We start from the raw sequence: 19,305 nt of genomic DNA, 5'->3' as shown, positions 1-19,305 counted from the left end.
ATGGTATTCTTTTAAAAATATAGGTATTGACATATTGTCATTGCTGAAACGTAATTTATTGTGCGGTTATAAATGGGCTTGATTGCGTCTTTGACGCGTTGGGAGATTCTAGGATGACGACGAGATCTATCAAAGCAACGTACAATGGCCTCGATGATGTTTACGCATCGCTGGAGCTTTCTGCTTGTCTGCCAAAGACAAAATTTCCAGACGAAGAACGCGATCCTCGAAATGTGTTTTCTGCCGTACGCGATGAGCTGATGCTTGATGGCAACTCTCGTCAGAACCTGGCAACATTCTGTCAGACATGGGTTGATGACGAAATTCGCCAGCTGATGGATCTGTCGATCGACAAGAATATGATCGACAAAGATGAATATCCACAGACCGCCGAAATTGAATCGCGCTGCGTGCACATGATAGCTGATCTGTGGAACTCGCCGGATGCTGAAAATACGCTAGGCTGTTCTACCACTGGTTCTTCGGAAGCTGCAATGCTTGGTGGTTTGGCGCTCAAATGGCAGTGGCGCAAAAGGCGGGCCGCAGCTGGAAAAGATACCAGTAAGCCAAATCTGATCTGCGGGCCCGTACAGATCTGTTGGCACAAATTCGCACGTTACTTTGATGTGGAACTGCGCGAAATTCCACTCGAAGGGGATCGTCTGATCATGAGTCCTGAGGAAGTTCTCAAGCGCGTTGACGAGAATACCATCGGCGTAGTGCCGACAATGGGCGTTACTTTTACCTGTCAGTATGAGCCGGTTAAAGCGGTCCATGATGCGCTTGATAAGTTACAGAAAGAAACCGGTCTCGACATTCCCATTCACGTTGATGGTGCAAGTGGTGGCTTTCTGGCGCCGTTCTGCGCATCGGAGATCGAGTGGGATTTTCGTCTGCCACGCGTCAAATCGATCAACGCCTCCGGGCATAAATTCGGTCTGGCTCCACTGGGGGCGGGTTGGGTTGTATGGCGAGAAGCCGCTGACCTGCCAGAAGAACTTATTTTCAATGTAAATTATCTTGGTGGCGATATGCCGACATTCGCATTGAACTTCTCGCGCCCCGGCGGCCAGATTATCGCACAGTATTACAATTTCCTGCGCTTAGGTCGTGAGGGCTACGCCAAAATTCACAATGCTTGCTACGCAACAGCCCAATATCTTGCAAGCGAGATCGGCAAAATCGGACCGTTCGAAATCATCTTCGATGGCGATAGCCAAAAGGGTATCCCGGCACTGGCCTGGAAACTGAAAAAAGACCAGGCGATTGGCGGTTATACGCTTTATGATCTTGCTGACAGGCTGAGAAGCCGCGGTTGGCAGGTGCCGGCCTATTCGATGCCAGCAAACCGGGAAGATCTGGTCGTGCAGCGCATTCTTGTTCGCCATGGCGTGAGCCGTGATCTTGCAAGCCTGCTGATTGATGACATCAAACGGTCTCTCGATTATTTTGATAAGCATCCGGTCAGCCAGCCATTGTCGGCGGAAGAGGCTGGCGGCTTCAACCACGGATAACTGAAAGCCTGCTGGATGTTTTCGGCAGGCTTATCTTTTAGCTTCATAAACATGCGCCTACCATCACGCATATTTATGATCTTGGTTGACGTGATAAATTACCTGACTTTTCAGGTGTCGACTTGGGCAGCATGCAGATACCTGACAGCCAATCGCTTACTCGTGTGCAACGCGCTCTTGAAATGGTGTGAATCCACATCAATCAGGCGCTCCCCTTTGGGAGAAATGCTATGGCGAATGCAAAGACAGCCACTCCGGCTAAACAATTATCAATGATAGGCTTTTTTGCCATTACCGCATCCATGGTCATGGCCGTCTATGAATATCCGACCTTTGCGACATCGGGTTTCAGTCTGGTATTTTTCCTGCTGCTGGGTGGAATTCTCTGGTTCATTCCTGTTGGGCTTTGCGCTGCAGAAATGGCAACCGTTGAAGGATGGGAAGAAGGCGGCGTCTTCGCCTGGGTTTCCAATACGCTCGGTGAAAGATGGGGCTTTGCCGCAATCTCGTTTTGTTATCTTGAGATTGCCATCGGCTTTCTGCCTATGCTCTATTTCGTATTGGGTGCGCTTTCCTATATTCTGAGTTGGCCTGCACTCAATCAAGATCCGGTCACAAAGACAATAGCGGCGCTGGTGATCCTCTGGGCGCTTGCGTTCACTCAACTTGGTGGAACCAAATATACGGCAATCATTGCCAAACTTGGTTTCTTTGCTGGAATTCTTCTTCCAGCACTCATTCTTGCAGCACTGGCGATCAGCTATCTTGCGAGTGGCGCACCACTTCAAATTGAAATGTCTGCGCAGACGTTTTTCCCCGACTTCACACAAATCGGTACTCTCGTCGTATTCGTGGCTTTTATCCTCAGCTACATGGGCGTCGAAGCATCGGCAACGCATGTCAACGAGATGGAAAATCCCGGCCGGGATTATCCAATTGCAATGATCATGTTAATGGTCGCTGCCATCGTTTTGAGCTCGATTGGTGGTCTATCGGTGGCTGCAACGATTCCGTCCAACGAAATTAATCTGTCATCGGGTGTTGTGCAGACCTTTAGCGCTTTGATCGGTCATTTTGGTCCGGGCTTTGAATGGACCGTCCGCATCATTGCTGCTCTGCTCCTGCTGGGCGTTCTTGCAGAAATCGCAGCATGGATTGTTGGGCCGTCACGCGGAATGCTGGTGACAGCACAGAAAGGTATCCTTCCTGCGCGCTTTGCAAAAGTGAACAAAAATGGCGTGCCGGTTGCGCTCGTTGTCGCTCAGCTGCTTCTGACATCTGTTGCGATTATAATTCTCACCAACACTGGTGGCGGCAGCAATATGTCGTTCCTGATCGCGCTCGCTCTGACTGTTGTGATTTATCTGTGCACCTATTTCCTTCTATTCCTCGGCTATATTCACCTCATCCTGAAGCAGCCGGAACTCAAAAGAACGTTCCGTGTTCCCGGCAATAACGGTTTCAGGATCGGTGTCGCTGTGGTTGGATTCCTCGTCTCACTCATAGCATTCTTCGTGTCGTTTTACCCGCCAACCTCAATCGGAGGGGAAACAGCCGACGAAACCTATGTGACATTGCTCGTCGTCTGCTTCCTCGTTGTGCTGGTGATCCCGTTTATCGTCTATGCACTGCACGACAAACGCGACAAGAAAACGAATGCCACTCTGGTGCCAATCAAAATGCACAATGCACCGGAAGGACATTTTTTCATGCATCCTCGTGCACGTTCACCACATCATGTGATTGTCGATGATGGCGCGTCGCACCACGCGAAAAAGGGCCTCTGATCCAGACTTGCAACAAAGAACTGGGCGTTTCTTCCCATCTACCACAACAGAAACGCCCTTTTCCAGCTTCCCATGTTCTCGTCTTTAAAAGGCAAACTTTTATGAAAATTTCTACCAATAAACCGAGCAATAGCCATTCTATTCTCGGAAAATCTCTGGCTACGCCGGCAATACGGTCCGATCAGTGGTTGACGGTTCTCTCAGAAGGGCGCTTTTGGGTAAACGGCGACAATAGCCGCATCGACACAATCCGACAGGTACTCGACGGCCTTGAAACAATCGAGCGGTTCTTCGCGTATCCCGGTAGCTCGGTGCTTAACAAACTGCATTCACGTTTGAATGATGGGGATGCGCGTGGCTTTTTGCGTGCGGCGCAAAATATCTCCACCAGCATCCTTTCCCAGAAATATATGGCTGATATTTCCGCATGGGATAACTGGGACGCAGATGACAGTCAGCCAGCGGAGCGACTTCCGCAGGCTATAAATCATATCGAACGAAAGCCCTATTTTGAAGTGCTTGCGGTCGTGCCACATATCACATCGCGCTGGCAACACATCGCCTATGAAGCGCGTTCCATTCGTCGCCCTGAAGACGAGTTCATTTATGAAACCGTCGTCGCCGGGAATGCAGAAGACGCATTGACTGCTATTCTGGTAAATCCTTCCATCACTTCGGTCGTTCTCTATGAAGGATTTGCGGCAAAGGCAGCCGAAACAAACCCTCTCATCACGGCGATTGCTGAAGTCATCGATCTGGGTGAAATCAAGGACGACAGCCGTCTGGCTCTGCGTACCGCACAAGCCATCAAAAAGATTCGACCCGAGCTCGACATCTACCTGCTCAGCGATCGCGAGATCGAACATCTTGCAGGAGATCCAGACAACGAAATATTTAGCCGACTATTCTATCAGGTTGAAGAGCCGCTTGAACTGCACCTCTCTATCCTTGAAGGCGTGCATAAGCGTTATCACACGCCTTTCTTCGACAATCTCAAGCATTATGCGGCGCGGCCAATCGCAACCTTCCATGCGCTGCCCATTGCGCGCGGAAAAGCGGTATTCAAGTCAAACTGGATACGCGACATGGGCGAGTTTTACGGGCCGAACCTGTTTCTCGCAGAAAGCTCTGCAACAACCGGCGGTCTCGACAGCTTGCTGGAGCCCACTGGCAATATTAAGGAGGCACAGGAACTGGCAGCCCGCGCTTTTGGGGCGGATCATGTCTTCTTCGTGACCAATGGCACCTCGACCAGCAACAAGATGGTTCTGCAGGCCCTGCTTGCGCCGGGGGATATCGTTATCATCGACCGGAATTGCCACAAATCCCACCACTATGGCTGCGTCCTTGCCGGTGCACAACCCTATTATGTGGAAGCCTTTCCACTCACCGAATATTCGATGTATGGCGCAGTTTCCATCAATACAATCAAGCAGGCTTTGTTGACACTTCGTGCTGAAGGACAGCTTGATCGTGTCAAAATGATCGATCTGACCAATTGTACATTTGACGGACATGTCTACAACACACGACGCGTCATGGAAGAATGTCTGGCGATCAAGCCTGATCTAGTTTTCCTCTGGGATGAAGCTTGGTTTGGCTTTGCTCATTGGTCGCCTTTCCTGCGGCAGAGAACGGCAATGGGTGCTGCGCAGACCCTGGAATCTTACCTTGCAACACCGGAAGCAAAGAAGGCCTGGCAGGATCAGCAGAAAGAGCTGGGTGAAAGCCCGTCTGACGATGTGCTGCTCAATACACGTTTGATACCCGACCCCGATGCTGTGCGTCTGCGCGTCTATCAGACCAATTCCATCCACAAGTCCATGTCAGCGCTGCGTCAAGGATCGGTGATTTTGGTGCGTGACGTCGAATTCAAGGATGTGGAAGCACAGTTCCACGAAGCCGTTTTCACCCACGCATCGACCAGCCCGAATTTGCAGATCATTGCCAGCCTTGATGTTGCACGCCGCCAGATGGAGCTTGAAGGCTATGGTCTTGTATCCAATGCCCTTCAAATTGCATTGGAAATCCGCAGGCAGATCAACAGCCATCCACTGATCTCCAAATATTTCCGCGTCCTGAATAACGCTGAAATGGTGCCCGCCGCGTTTCGCGTATCGAACGTAACTGACTTCAACGATGCGTCGCTGACCTGGGCTGATGCGGTAAAAGCAGTGCGTGACGACGAGTTTCTGCTGGACCCTAGCCGTATGACGCTAAGCTGTGGCGAGGCCGGTTTTGACGGAACCAGCTTCAAGAATATGCTGGCGGACCGCTTTAACATTCAGGTCAACAAGACGTCGCGCAACAGCATTCTGTTGCAGTCCAATATCAACAATTCCCGCAGCGATGTTGCTTTGCTGGTGCGCGTCTTGCTCGAAATCTCGCAGGAGATTGAGGCAAACTTGAAGGAAGGCGGTCAGGCTCGTGCCCGCAGCTTCGCAGAAAAGGTCACAACCCTCGTCAAGGATTTTCCGCACCTCCCGAACTTTAGCAAATTCGACGATATGTATCGTGACAATCCAAAGTCTGCGACGCTCAATGGCGACATTCGCAGCGCGTTCTATGATGCCTATAAGAAAGCTCAGTGCGAGTTTATCCCTCTTCATGACCAAGCCGTTGACGAACGTCTTGAAAAGGGTCCTGCGCTTGTGTCGGCTAACTTCGTCATTCCTTATCCGCCGGGTTTTCCGATCATGGTTCCAGGTCAGGTCATCACGCGGGAGATCATCGAATTTATGCGCAAACTTGATGTCAAGGAAATCCATGGATACGACAAGGCAATCGGTTTGAAGGTCCTCAAACGCAGCTGATAACGCAAGAACTTAGAGGCGTCTGCTCTCAAAGAGTGCAGGCGCTTTCGTGAAAGGAACGCCGGAAAAATGCACCTTCTGTCTGAAGCGCTGCGTTTTTTCAGCCGCTATTGGATCAGAAAGAAACACAATGCACGTGTTTGAATGGATAGGTGACGTCCTCCGATCGGCGCCTGAGCTGGCGATATTTCTCGCGCTTGCGGTCGGATTTTGGATTGGTGCTTTGAAATTTGGCTCGATTAGTCTCGGGTCTGTTACTGGTACCTTGCTGGTGGGAGTATTGATTGGCCAGTTGGGCATTGAAATTTCGCCGCAGATAAAATCCATTTTCTTCATTATGTTTCTATTTGCAGTCGGCTTCGGTGTGGGCCCGCAATTTGTGCGCGGTATCGCAAGCGATGGCCTTCCCCAGGCGATTTTTGCCGTCGTTGTTTCCTGCCTGTGTCTTGGCTCAGTGTATTTCGCAGCTGTTGTTGCAGGCTACGGTCCCGGTTCGGCAATTGGACTTCTAGCGGGCTCGCAAACCATTTCTGCGTCGATTGGCATGGCAACAGATGCGCTCAACAGATCAGGTCTCAGCCCAACGGAAATCAGCGAGCAACTCAATGCAATCCCTGTCGCCTATGCTGTTACCTATCTTTTCGGGACCGTTGGCACGGGGCTGATCATCGCGTTTCTTGGACCCAAGTTGCTTCGGGTAAATCTCGAGGAAGAATGCCAGCGTTACGAGCGAGAGATGTCAGCGGGTACACCGGAGGGTGGGATTGAAACCGCATGGCATCAATATATCGTCCGCTCCTTCCGTCTGACTGTTCCAGGCATTATTGCGGGAAAAACTGTCGGTGAAGCCGAAAAGATGGCGGGCGCACGGATTTTTCTCGAGCGGCTGCGTCGGGACGGCAGGATTATCTCCTTCGACGATGATACGATGCTTGAAACCGGCGATATTGTCGCTGTATCTGGCCCCCACGATGCGATGGTTGAGTGGTCCAATAGAGCCAACGAAGTTGCAGATCGTGAACTCCTCGATATCCCGATTGAGACAATGGATGTTGTCATAACCAACAAGCGACTGCATGGACGCACGCTGATTGCTCTCTCGCATGAGCCGTTCGCGCGTGGGGTCTATATCAATCGTATCCGGCGCGGTTCGATGAATGTCGATGTACCCGTTCAGGCACAAAGCAAGGTATATCGCGGCGATATCGTTAGTTTGACGGGCAGTCAGAAACACATCGAAGCGCTCATTGCGGAGATTGGCTACGCCGATAGACCGACCAGTACAACCGACATGGTGCTGGTTGGATCTGGTATTGTTATTGGTGGTCTGCTGGGGTCGATTGTTCTTCCCATCGGAGGCGTTCCTATTACCTTGTCAACGTCTGGTGGGGCACTTATTGCGGGTTTGATCTTTGGCTGGTTACGTAGTTTTACACCAAAGATGGGCAATGTTCCGACCGCGACGGTCTGGTTCATGAATACGGTGGGTCTGAATATCTTCATCGCTGTTGTCGGCATATCGGCAGGCCCAACATTTATCGCGGGTCTGCGTGAAGTTGGCTTTGAAATGTTCCTTTGGGGATTGTTTGCAACATCGGTTCCAATGTTGCTGGCGCCTTTGATTGGGAAGTATATTTTCCGCTTTGATCCCGCGATTAATCTTGGTTGTTGCGGCGGTGCCCGAACCAGTACAGCATCTGCTGCAATGGTGTCGGAAGCCGCAAAAAGCAACGTCCCGATGCTGGGCTATACCGTCCCTTATGCAATTAGCAACACGCTGTTGACCTTGTGGGGTATGGTCGTCGTCTTGCTAACGGTCTGACACGGTTTTCGGGAAAATACACATCAAAATAGGTGATAAGAGCGGCGATCTTGTCCAGTCAGATCGAAATGTGCTCCAGTAAAAGCAAAAATACACGTGTTATCTTTAAAAGATCGCGAATGAATTCATTCACGATCTTAATGTTTTGATTTTCCAACTTCATCGTTAATGTTGACAATATTATTCAATTTTAGAGAAAAATCACCGCGATGGAATTAGTGCGACATTTCGCAGCAACATTGGATGTGAATTTCGTAATGCTTATATTTAATATTTGATAGATAGTATGAATGGGGCACTTTGATTCATAAAAATCTATCTATTAGAGCCCTTTTTGTTGATTATCTGCGGATCAGATAAATAAAAACTAAGGTGGGGCTCATTGTGGTTAATGATCTGGTAGTCGATCTTTCACGAATTCAGTTTGCGGCGACAGCACTATATCACTTTCTGTTCGTCCCATTAACCTTGGGATTGACCATATTGGTCGCCATCATGGAGACGGTATATGTAACGACAGGCCGCGAAGTTTATCGCCGCATGACCCAGTTCTGGGGAAAGCTGTTGCTGATTAACTTCGCACTGGGTGTTGCGACCGGCCTCACCATGGAATTCCAGTTTGGTATGAACTGGTCATTCTATTCGAGCTTTGTCGGTGATGCTTTCGGTACGGCACTGGCGATTGAGGGCCTGATGGCATTCTTTATGGAATCCACGTTCCTTGGCTTGATGGTTTTTGGCTGGGATCGCCTCACCAAAATGCAGCATCTGGTCGTCACCTACCTTGTGGCCCTTGGCTCAAACCTTTCAGCATTGTGGATCCTTGTGGCCAACAGCTTCATGCAAAGCCCGAAAGGTGCAGACTTTAATCCAGTCACCATGCGTATGGAGCTGAGCAGCTTCTTCGACATGTTTTTCAACCCGGATGCACAGGCGAAATTCGTGCATACGGTGCTTGCGGGTTATGTGACGGCGGCAATTTTTGTCTGTGGCGTCAGCGCATTTTACATGTTGCGCAATCGCCATATGGACGTTGCCAAGCGTTCGTTCCGTATTGCTGCACTCTTTGGCGTACTCGGAACGGGTGGCGTTCTGACCCTCGGTGATGCGCTCGGCTTCGTTGGTGCGCATGCGCAACCAACCAAGCTTGTGGCAATGGAAGCGCTTTGGGAAACTGAAGAAGCGCCAATGTCATTCAACGCAATTGCCTTTCCTTCGCAAAGCGAGCAGAAAAACCTCTTCGCCATCAAGATACCGGCTATGCTGTCTATTCTTGTGACGCACTCGCTTGAAGGGACGGTGCCTGCGGCCGACGTCTTGGAGGAGCGTGCGAAAACGCGCATTCGAAACGGTATTCCAGCGATTGAAGCCATGCAGGTGCTTAGTTCGAATCCAACGGATCCTGCAGCGCTGGCCAAGTTTGATGCCCATAAGGATGATCTTGGCTATGGCTTCCTGGTTCAGCGTTATGCGCCCGATGGCGACATTACGCGGATCACGGATGCAGAAATTGATAAAGCTGCAAAAGATACCATTCCAGAAGTCTGGATCATTTTCTGGGCTTTCCGTGCCATGGTGGGTCTGGGTCTTTTGATGCTGGGCTACTTTGTCTTGTCCTTCATCTTAACACTGACTAATTCCGTTCACCATTATCGTTGGTTCCTGCGCGCCTCGGTCTGGATGATCCCTGTGCCGTTCATAGCCTGTGAAATGGGCTGGCTGGTGGCAGAGGTCGGACGACAGCCATGGACAGTCTATGAAGTCTTGCCGACATGGCTTTCGGCCTCAACGCATACGGTTGCCTATATGATCGTGTCTCTGTCGGGCTTTATCCTGCTCTACACAATCTTCGCTATCATTGAGCTGTTTCTCATGCTGCATTTCATCCGCAAAGGACCGGATGCATCAGAAACAACCGCCCCTGCAACTGCACCAGCTCCGGCTGCGGCTTATTAATCGGGAGATATTTCATGGATATTTATCTCGTACTTCAACTTGTATGGTGGTTGCTACTTGGTGTTCTGCTGATGGGCCTCGCCATCATGGTCGGCATGGATATGGGCGTTGGCACATTGCTGCGCTATGTGGGGCGCACCGATACAGAACGGCGTGTCGCGCTCAACATTATCGGCCCGCATTGGGATGGAAATCAGGTCTGGTTTATTCTTGGTGGCGGTGCAATTTTCGCAGCATGGCCTTTGGTCTACGCAACCGCATTCTCGGGCTTTTACATCGTTATGCTGGTCTTGCTGTTCAGCATGATCGTCCGTCCGCTGGGCTTTGAATATCGCAGTAAGATGCCATCTCTACGTTGGAGAAACGCATGGGACTGGACGCTGTTCGTTTCCGGTTTTGTGCCGATGCTGGTGTTTGGTGCGGCTTTCGGCAATGTCATTCAGGGTGTGCCGTTCAACTTCGACTGGCGGATGACATCCTATTATACCGGCAGCTTCATTGAACTGTTCAATCCATTTGCAATCCTGTGTGGTCTGCTTTCTGTTTCGCTGTCGATCTATATGGGCGGCGCGATGCTGATGAGCGGCGGCGTTGGCAATCTCGCAGATCGTGCGCGAAAAGCTTCGCTATTCGGCGGTATACTGGCACTGGTTCTGTTCACAATTGGTGGATTTTGGGTGTCGGGCATGGATGGTTATCAGATCGTCCAGGGCCCTAATCCCGGCGTTCCACAAACCCCTCTTCATCAGGTCGTTGAGCGCACACCGGGTGCTCTTTTGTCAAACTTCCATGAGTATTCCGTTTTGTGGATTGTTCCAGTGCTGACATATATCGGTGCCGTTCTGGGGCTCGTCGCCCTGTTTGCCCGCAAGGCCTTGCTTGGGTGGTGGCTTGGGGCCATTGCATGGATTGGGGTTATCGGCACTGCTGGTGCTGCCATGTTCCCGTTCATGATGCCGTCGAGCACTAATCCTTCACATAGCCTGACAGTTTGGAACTCTGGCTCCAGCGAGCTGACACTGATGTGGATGTTGGGTTTCACCGTTATCTTCATGCCTTTGATCGTCATGTATACGAGCTGGGCTTTCTGGGTGATGCGCGGTAAGGTCGATCCTGATCATGTCGAGACGTCGCACCACGCATTTTAAGGAGAGCAAGATGACTGTATTCTGGCGTTTTGTGGTGGCAATGATCATCGCAGTCATTGCGATCCTTATTGGCATCATCCTTGGTGATTACGGCCCTTGGTATCTCTCTTGGTTGCTCGGCACCGGATTTATGATCCTTGTTGCAGCGCTCGGTGGTGTTCTTTTTGAAGAACAGGACGATGCAGCAAGCCAAAAACGGCGCGGTGAAGATACACAGAAGTCGAAGACATCTCAGCGACATCTCGAATATTGAGGGCTTCGATTTTTTACTGAGTATCCCATACGGAGGATCACTCCGTATGGCTTATACGGGGCGTGATGCAGTGTTTTTATCCAATAAGTGCATAAGCTTCGCCTCCGTTTTTTGATTTTATAGGGCATGTTTTCAGATGCTGCTTCAGCGTGTCGGATTCTGCTTTGAGGGGAAAAGCTTATGGCGTCTGGTCTTTCACGTCGTGATTTTATCAAGCTTGGCACGTTTGCCGGTATCACTGTCATGCTTGGACGCGTTCCAACTGCAAATGCTCTGGAAGTGCACTCCGGCCCGACATCAACCGACTGGATCGGTAAGGATGGTAAGGCACGTTTCCGCTGGGATGGTGTGCGCAAAGTAACCGGACAAAAGAACTTTGCCCGTGATTATCGCGCACGTGACATTCCCGGCTGGCCGAAACAACAAAGCCATGCCTTCATGATCAAGGCGACCCAGGCGGATCGCACATTCGAAGGCATTGACCTTTCCATTCTGAGCGCTGATCTGCAGCCGGACAAAGTTTTGCTTCAGGAGGATCTTGTTCGTGACGGGCTGAATATCCCGCAAGACACGAATATGGGCAAAGGCTTCTACGGCTATAATATCCTTGTCCCGAAAGGTGAAACGCCCCCTATATTGGGTCATCCGGTTGCAATTCTGATCTACAAGGATTTTGATCGTTTTGATGCCGCAAAACGACAGCTGCGGTTCGAGGATCGGGCCGTCATTTATGGCGAAAAAACTGGCCCTAAGCCACCGGCAAATTATGGAGCTGCGCGCTATGTGCGGATTGGTGGTGAAACACCGTATGATGCGTCGGTTTTTTCTCCTTATCAGGATGCCGGTATTAAAGGCGGATTTGACGGCAACACTCCTGTCTGGCCGCCTTATGCGCCGGATAAGGCAATTTCCATTCCACCGATTGTCCGGAAAGATCGCGGCGGCGGCTTTATCGAAGCTTTGCATCGGGCAGAAGAAAAGCCTGATACGCAAGGTATAGCAATGGACTATGCGAAGAGCATATCAGACGAGGTGGAAGCCGCGCGCAACAACCCTGACAAAATCGTACTGGAACGCCATGGCTTTTCGCAGTCAATTGATCCATGCGCAATGGAGCCAGACAATTGTAATGCCTGGTATGATGCCTCCACAAAGACCATGCATGTGATGACGGCAACCCAATCGCCAGCGGGTATCGTCAACGCTGTGGCAATGCTTGCAAAAAACAACAAGCTCTTTCCGGTTGAGAAGATTGTTTTGTTAACAGGCTCAACGGTTGGCTATGGTTCAAAAGATTACTCGGTCTTTCCGTTCTATGCGATGGCAGCGTGTTTTTATGGAGAGGGTCATGCGATCCGTATGGCCAACGACCGTTATGAACAATTTCAGATGGGCATGAAACGCCATTCTGTCGAGATGGATGTTTCGATCACGGCTGATCGAAAGACCGGAAAATTCGAGATTCTAAAGGGATTTTATAATTGCAACGGCGGCGGACGTGAAAACCTGTCGGTTGCGGTTTCCCATGTGGCCGCACGCGGTGCCCAATCAATCTATTATTTCCCAAAATCCGACCTGACGGCGCTTGCCATGGCAACACCGGCCGTCGAGGCGGGTTCGATGCGTGGTTTTGGCTCCCTGCAATCAATGGCCATTACCGAACTTCTGGTTGATGAACTGGCCAGTGAACTAAAGATTGATCCGATAGAATTGCGTCGCCGCAATGCTATTCTGGAAGGTTATCCCAACACGCAAGGCGGCATTATTGCTGGCGATCCACGCAATGTGGAAATGCTCAATCTCGCCGAAAAGCACCCCATCTGGCAAAACCGCGAAAAAGCCAAAGCTGAATACGAAGCCGCCAATCCGGGCAAACTCTATGGGGTTGGCTTTGCTCAGGTTCAGCAGGTTTATGGCTCAAGCGGTGTTCCAACGGCTCTCGTGCTTGAGTTTGATGCAAATGGCAAACTGACCATGCGCCATTGCGTGCAGGAGATCGGGACGGGCGGCACGACGGCACAGCAAGTGATGGTCTGGCAAGCGCTCGGCAAGGCGCCCGATGTGGTTGATTTCGGTGTGACGGAATTCGAACAGCTTCCGCTGCACACAAGCTATGCCGGTCAAAAAGAACAGGACGAATTGTCAAAAACCGATCCATACTGGACACCCGCGCTGATACCGGACATGAGCTCATCGAGCGGTGTTTATTATATCGGCTTCGGCACGCGCCAGGCGGGGCGTTTCCTGCTGGAAAACAGTCTTTGGCCTGCTGCTAAAGCGCTTTGGAGTGAAGGCGTTGGCGGGGGTGCCATCGCAAGCCTCAATGTTGAACTCTCCGACATCCGTGTCGGTCCGGATGGCATCGGGGGAGGCGGGATGACGCCAATCCCGTTTGAGCGCCTTGCCAAAAAAGCTCATGAAATGGGACTGATCACCGGTGTTGCAGTCCATGCTTACAGCAGCTGGCAATGGTCGCGTGCAGATTTTGACATTCCAACTGTGGGGGAGAAAAATCTGCCGCTTGATGCGCTTGCAGTGAAATATGGCGACGGCGCTTCTGATGAGCTCAAAAGCCGTATGACAACAGCAGGCTATGACTTCATCAAACGCAAGATTGCTTATTATCCGCCGACAAAGCGCGCAGGTGCAGATCCGACAACCGTGACACCAGCGGCCTGTCTCGTCGAAGTCAACGTGAATACCTTCACCGGCCAGGTTCAGGTGATGCGCCATCACATGATGATGGCACCGGGCACCATGATTGTGCCGGAGCTTGTGTCGGGGCAGATACAAGGCGGCACGGCGATGGGTATTGGGCATGCTCTAATGGAAGAAATGCCGCTTTATGAAGATGGCCCGGGCAACGGCACATGGAACTTTAACCGCTATACATTGCCGCGTGCCAAGGACGTCGCAGTCTGGAACCAGACAACAGATTATCTGCCTCCACTTTCAGAGACCTCACCACCAAAAGGCATGGCAGAACTGGGCATGATCCCGATCCTGCCGGCAACCAGCAACGCCATTACGCATGCCACCGGCAAACGTTTCTATGAATTTCCGATTACTCCGGAAAAAGTAAAAAGGGCCTTATCATGAGCATCGAAAAACGCCCACTTTCTCTTACCATCAATGGCAAGACCATTGGCCCTGTAGAGGTGCCTGTCGGTATGCCCATGATCGATTTCCTGCACGAATATCTTGATTTAACAGGCACGCATTTTGGTTGCGGACAAGGCATCTGCCATGCGTGCACCATTGTCGAGGTACAAAAGGATGGTACGCGCACGGAAAGCCGCACCTGCATCTATGATGCCCATTTCTTTAATGGAAAATCGATTATCACAATCGAAGGTCAGGCCGAAACCGATGCTGATGGCAAGGTTACAAAGCTGACGCCGATCCAGCAGGCTTTCATCGATAATTTCTCATTCCAGTGTGGCTATTGCACGCCCGGATTTGTGGCTGGTGCAACAGTTTTCATCGATCAGCTTAAACGCCAGCCTGTCAAACGTGCCGATCTTGAAGGCGCGATTGAAGAGGCGCTGGATGTTCATATCTGCCGCTGCACAGGCTATGTGCGTTATTACGAAGCCATCCGCGATGTGGCGCTTGCCACACCCGGTTGCGTGATCGGATAGGAGGAAAAGCGATGAAAAGCCACAGATTGCGCAATTCGATCTTAGCCATCATCGTGTTGGGTGCCCTTGTTGCGCTTCCCATCCTGTTTGGTCTTTTTCGACAATCCAGTGTTGCACCGCAAGCTCAACAGCCCTTGTCGGCGGAGCAAATGCAAAGCCTCATTCCGCGCGGGCGCGAGCTGGCCCTGGCAGGTGACTGCTTTGGCTGTCATTCGCTACCTGAAGGACCAATGGCCGCTGGCGGCGTGCCCATTCCAACGCCTTTTGGAACGGTTTACTCGACCAATATTACGCCGGATAAAGAATTTGGCATCGGTAATTATACGCGTGCAGATTTCCATCGGGCTTTGCGTGACGGTATCGCGGCGGGCAAAGGCAATCTCTATCCGGCGATGCCTTATGTTTACACGCATATTACCACGCCAGATGATCTTGATGCGCTCTATGCCTATATGATGAGCATTCCAGCCTTGCCGGTGGCCAACAAGGATAATACCGGCGTTTTCATGCTGCCGGTGCGACCTTTCCTCAATTTCTGGACGCTGCTGAACTTCCCCAACCGTGAGGTTCCGAACAATCCGCTGCGTTCAGCGGAATGGAACCGCGGTGCTTATCTGGTTGAAGGGCTGGCGCATTGTGGCGCGTGCCACTCTCCGCGCAATATCATGATGGGCGTAGATTTCTTCCGCTCGCTGCAAGGTGGTGAAGTTGATGGACTGGCTGTTCCCAACATCACAGCAGCGGCACTCACGAAGCATGGCTTCGATGTTAAGACGCTTAGCCAGTATCTTTCAACCGGTATCGCACCGCAGGGCACGTCATTTGCCGGTATGAATACAGTGACGCATTTTTCTACCAGCGTCATGGAACCGGACGATGTCAAGGCAGTCGCCACTTATCTGCTGACGGATGATGAAGGCAATATTGCCCAAGCTTCACCGGCGCCCGAGCCCTTGCCCCAAGCAGAGAATGCGCAGCCGGGGAGCGTAATGGATCAAGGTCGGCTGGCCTATATTTCCTCCTGTTCAGGCTGTCATGGAATGAACGGGGAAGGCATCCCCAACGTCGCACCCGCTATGAAGGGGAACGCCACGCTGGCAATGGATAATGCGCAAACACTGATCAAAGTGGTTCTGAACGGTATTCCGACACAGACATTCGCCAATGGCCAACGCATGTATGCGATGCCGCCATTTGCACACGTCATAGAGGATTCCGAGATCGCAGCACTTATCAGCTGGATGAGAGCCGAATGGGGTGGACAGGCTACACCTGTGACGCCCGAGCAGGTTAGCGCTCAGGAAACAGCCGTTGATTGAGATAGATAGGCCGGGCTGAAGAAACTCAGTCCGGCTTATACGGAATTAAATGCATTTTTAAGGCGTAATCGAATCAACCCCAGGGGGGAATGATGAGTTTGAATATTTCACGTCGCAATTTTATGAAACTGGGAACAATCGCCGGCATCACAGTGATGCTTGGGAGGCTACCAGTGGCTCATGCATTGGAAGTCCAGTCAGGACCAAGCCCATCAGACTGGATTGGAACGGACGGTCATGCCCGTTATCGATGGGATGCTATTCGTAAAGTCACTGGCGAGAAAACCTTCTCGCGCGATTATCGCGCCCGCGATCTCGAAGGCTGGCCCAAAGAACAAGCCCATGCTTTTTTCATCAAAGCAACGGATGCAAAACGAGCCTTTGAGGGCGTTGATCTGACCATATTAGGGGCTGATCTTCAACCTGATCGTCTGGTTCTGCATGAAGACTTTGAAGCCGATGGCTTGACAGCACCATACGCAGAAGGTCTGGCCGACGAATTTTACGGTAAAACTATTCTGCTGCCAAAGGGCCAGACTGCACCACTTCTGGGACAGCCAGTAGCGCTACTTGTCTACCATGACTTTGATCGTTTTGATGCCGCAAAGCGTCTTTTACGGTTTGAAACCAGCATTGTGAAATATGGCGCAGAAACGGGCGTTAAATCGCCAGCCAATTACGGTGCAGCGCGTTATGTTCGCATCGGCGGTGATACACCGTCTGCATCATCGGCTTATTCGCCGATACAGGATGCGGTGATATTTGGCGGTTTCGATGGTGATACACCAACTTGGCCATCAGAAAGTACAACCGGCGTTTTCGTGCCTGCTTCTGTGCTGACCAAGCATCGCGGCGGCGGCGGGGTGCGCGATCCGGAAGAAGTCGCACGCGAGACCTATGAACCCATGCGGCGCGGTATGAACGCCGCCGAAGATATCGCCAAAGCCATCGAAGAGGCGCGTAAAGACGACACCAAGTTTGTGCTTGAACGGCACGGCTTTTCGCAATCCATTGATCCGAGTGCAATGGAGCCGGACAACGGCAATGCGTGGTATGATGCGAAGTCGAAAACGCTGCACCTGATTGTCGCTGCGCAATCGCCTTATGAGGTTGCACGTGTTGCTGCCGCAATGGTCAAGGACAATAAGCGTTTCCCCGTTGAGACGATCAAGCTGTTAACGGGAACCACAGTCGGCTACGGATCAAAAGATCACTCAATCTTTCCGTTTTATGCGATTGCCGCCTGCTTTTACGGTGATGGATTGCCGGTACGTCTGGCAAATGATCGCTATGAGCAGTTTCAGCTTGGTCTGAAGCGACACTCTATCGAAATGGACGTAACAATTGTTGCTGATCGCAAGACCGGCAAGTTTGAAATCATGAAGGGTTTCTATAATTGTAATGGCGGCGGACGCGCCAATTTCTCATTCTCGGTGGCACAGGTCGCTGCAACCGCCGCGCAGTCGATCTATTACTTTCCAAAATCAGACCTCACTTCCATAGCACTTGCGACACCTGCTGTAGAAGCAGGGTCGATGCGTGGCTACGGCACCATTCAGGTGATGAGCATCACCGAACTGATGGTCGATGAAATCGCAGCCGAGCTTGGCATTGATCCTGTTGAGCTTCGCCTTCGCAATGCTATGCGTGCGGGTGACGAAAATACGCAAGGTGCGCAACCTTTGGGTGATTTGCGCAATGTGGAAATGCTCGAACTTGTGGCTAAAAATCCACTATGGGTCAATCGCGAACAAGCCAAGTCAGATTATGACAAAGCCAATCCCGGCCGACTTTATGGCGTAGGTTTTGCGCAGGTTCAGAAAGACTATGGGTCGGGTGCGGATACTTCTGCACTTACACTCGAATTTGATACAAATGGCAAATTGACCATGCGCCATTGCGTGCAGGAAATTGGCACAGGGGCCACCACCGCGCAGCAGGTGATGGTACGAAACCTGTTGGGCAAAGTGCCAGATGTGGTCGAATTTGGTGTGACCGATTTTGCCGAATTGCCGATGGTGAGCAACTGGTCGCCTTACACGACTACGCAGGAACAGCAGGACGAGTTGCAAAAAGACCCGTTCTGGGTTCCCAATGCACTGCCGCCGATGAGTGCTTCCAATAGCGCTTATTTTCTGGGCTTTGGAACACAACAGGCAGCGCGTTTCCTCTTTGAGAATACATTCTGGCCAGCAGCAAAAGCCATCTGGAGTGAAGGTGCATCTGGTGGACAAATTGCCAGTGGCGTTGTCACTCTAAGCGATCTGCGTGTAACAGGAGGCGGCATCGGTGGTGGCGGCATGGAAACGTTATCCTTTGAACGTCTTGCTCGCAAAGCCCATGAAATGGGTTTGGTGACGGGCGTTTCACTTCACTGTTTCAGCCGTTGGGAATGGGCAACTGCCAAATTCGATATACCTGTTATTGGCATGCGCGAACTGCCTGTCGATCTTCTCTCCGTTCGCTATGGTGACGGTGCCTCAGCGGAGCTTAAAAGCCGCATGACCACAGGCGGTTATGATTTCATCAAACGAAGCAGCGTTTATTTTCCGCCAGTACAGCGCAACAATGCGGGTGTCACCACCTATACGCCAGCGGCATGTATCGTCGAACTCAACGTGAATAGCTTCACCGGCGAAGTCGAAATCATGAAGCATCACAGCATCCTTGATCCGGGCAATATTATCGTTCCCGCGTTGGTTTCTGGTCAACAACAGGGTGGTGTGGCGATGGGTATTGGCCATGCTTTGATGGAAGAGCTTCCGCTTTATGAAGATGGTCCGGGCAATGGCACATGGAACTTTAACCGTTATATGCTGCCGCGCAGTAAGGACGTAGCGGTCTGGACTCAGACGGCTGAATATCTCGATCCGCTTTCCGAGACCTCCCCACCGAAGGGATTGGCAGAAGTGGTTATGATACCGGTTGTGGCTGCGACGGGCAATGCAATTACCCATGCGACAGGTAAGCGCTTTTATCATCTGCCGATGACACCCGATAAGATCAAGCAAGCTTTGGGTGAGTAAAGCATTCATGTCTCTCGCAATCGATG

At 51.3% G+C, this 19,305-nt stretch carries 11 protein-coding genes; all 11 read left to right on the top strand.

What is annotated here, in order from left to right; all coding sequences use genetic code 11:
• Window positions 1–113 precede the first annotated feature (113 nt).
• The 11 genes from RI570_RS19110 to RI570_RS19060 all read left to right on the top strand — a co-directional run bounded on the left by RI570_RS19110 (window position 114) and on the right by RI570_RS19060 (window position 19,279).
• A complete protein-coding gene (locus RI570_RS19110) occupies window positions 114–1,514 on the top strand; it encodes a glutamate decarboxylase (RefSeq protein ID WP_313830336.1) in 1,401 nt (466 codons plus the stop codon).
• Window positions 1,515–1,744: 230 nt separating this feature from the next.
• The gene (gene gadC / locus RI570_RS19105) at window positions 1,745–3,301 is read left to right on the top strand and encodes a glutamate:gamma-aminobutyrate antiporter (protein ID WP_313830334.1); all 1,557 of its coding nucleotides are present in this window, start codon (window positions 1,745–1,747) and stop codon (window positions 3,299–3,301) included.
• Window positions 3,302–3,402: 101 nt separating this feature from the next.
• Window positions 3,403–6,114, top strand: coding sequence for a decarboxylase (locus RI570_RS19100; protein ID WP_313830332.1), 2,712 nt, complete (start codon window positions 3,403–3,405; stop codon window positions 6,112–6,114).
• Window positions 6,115–6,244: 130 nt separating this feature from the next.
• Window positions 6,245–7,936 (top strand): aspartate-alanine antiporter, encoded by a 1,692-nt coding sequence (gene aspT / locus RI570_RS19095; protein ID WP_313830331.1) that lies wholly within the window; start codon window positions 6,245–6,247, stop codon window positions 7,934–7,936.
• Window positions 7,937–8,320: 384 nt separating this feature from the next.
• Window positions 8,321–9,892, top strand: a complete 1,572-nt coding sequence (locus RI570_RS19090) for a cytochrome ubiquinol oxidase subunit I (RefSeq protein WP_409558708.1) — start codon at window positions 8,321–8,323, stop codon at window positions 9,890–9,892.
• Between the two features lie 14 nt (window positions 9,893–9,906).
• A complete protein-coding gene (gene cydB / locus RI570_RS19085) occupies window positions 9,907–11,040 on the top strand; it encodes a cytochrome d ubiquinol oxidase subunit II (protein WP_313830327.1) in 1,134 nt (377 codons plus the stop codon).
• Window positions 11,041–11,050: 10 nt separating this feature from the next.
• A complete protein-coding gene (locus RI570_RS19080) occupies window positions 11,051–11,293 on the top strand; it encodes a hypothetical protein (RefSeq protein ID WP_313830325.1) in 243 nt (80 codons plus the stop codon).
• 180 nt (window positions 11,294–11,473) lie between these two features.
• The gene (locus RI570_RS19075) at window positions 11,474–14,392 is read left to right on the top strand and encodes a xanthine dehydrogenase family protein molybdopterin-binding subunit (protein ID WP_313830323.1); all 2,919 of its coding nucleotides are present in this window, start codon (window positions 11,474–11,476) and stop codon (window positions 14,390–14,392) included.
• Window positions 14,389–14,934, top strand: a complete 546-nt coding sequence (locus tag RI570_RS19070; RefSeq protein ID WP_313830321.1) for a (2Fe-2S)-binding protein — start codon at window positions 14,389–14,391, stop codon at window positions 14,932–14,934. Before RI570_RS19075 ends, RI570_RS19070 begins: the two co-directional genes overlap by 4 nt.
• Window positions 14,935–14,945: 11 nt before the next feature.
• Window positions 14,946–16,253 carry a c-type cytochrome gene (locus tag RI570_RS19065; RefSeq protein ID WP_313830319.1) on the top strand — a complete coding sequence of 436 codons (1,308 nt, stop codon included), beginning with the start codon at window positions 14,946–14,948 and terminating at the stop codon, window positions 16,251–16,253.
• A 173-nt stretch (window positions 16,254–16,426) separates the two neighbouring features.
• Window positions 16,427–19,279: a molybdopterin cofactor-binding domain-containing protein gene (locus tag RI570_RS19060; protein WP_313830317.1), complete on the top strand. Its 2,853-nt coding sequence runs from the start codon at window positions 16,427–16,429 to the stop codon at window positions 19,277–19,279.
• The last annotated feature ends 26 nt before the right edge of the window (window positions 19,280–19,305 follow it).

Origin of the sequence: Brucella pseudogrignonensis (assembly GCF_032190615.1) — a bacterium.
Lineage (GTDB): Bacteria > Pseudomonadota > Alphaproteobacteria > Rhizobiales > Rhizobiaceae > Brucella > Brucella pseudogrignonensis_B.
Note: the sequence above shows the minus strand (reverse complement) of the source record. Positions and strands in the feature narration are given on the sequence as shown.

Coding starts and splice junctions, on each gene's coding strand:
- RI570_RS19110 (WP_313830336.1), top strand. CDS start 114: ATGACGACGAGATCTATCAAAGCAACGTACAATGGCCTCGATGATGTT.
- gadC (WP_313830334.1), top strand. CDS start 1,745: ATGGCGAATGCAAAGACAGCCACTCCGGCTAAACAATTATCAATGATA.
- RI570_RS19100 (WP_313830332.1), top strand. CDS start 3,403: ATGAAAATTTCTACCAATAAACCGAGCAATAGCCATTCTATTCTCGGA.
- aspT (WP_313830331.1), top strand. CDS start 6,245: ATGCACGTGTTTGAATGGATAGGTGACGTCCTCCGATCGGCGCCTGAG.
- cydB (WP_313830327.1), top strand. CDS start 9,907: ATGGATATTTATCTCGTACTTCAACTTGTATGGTGGTTGCTACTTGGT.
- RI570_RS19080 (WP_313830325.1), top strand. CDS start 11,051: ATGACTGTATTCTGGCGTTTTGTGGTGGCAATGATCATCGCAGTCATT.
- RI570_RS19075 (WP_313830323.1), top strand. CDS start 11,474: ATGGCGTCTGGTCTTTCACGTCGTGATTTTATCAAGCTTGGCACGTTT.
- RI570_RS19070 (WP_313830321.1), top strand. CDS start 14,389: ATGAGCATCGAAAAACGCCCACTTTCTCTTACCATCAATGGCAAGACC.
- RI570_RS19065 (WP_313830319.1), top strand. CDS start 14,946: ATGAAAAGCCACAGATTGCGCAATTCGATCTTAGCCATCATCGTGTTG.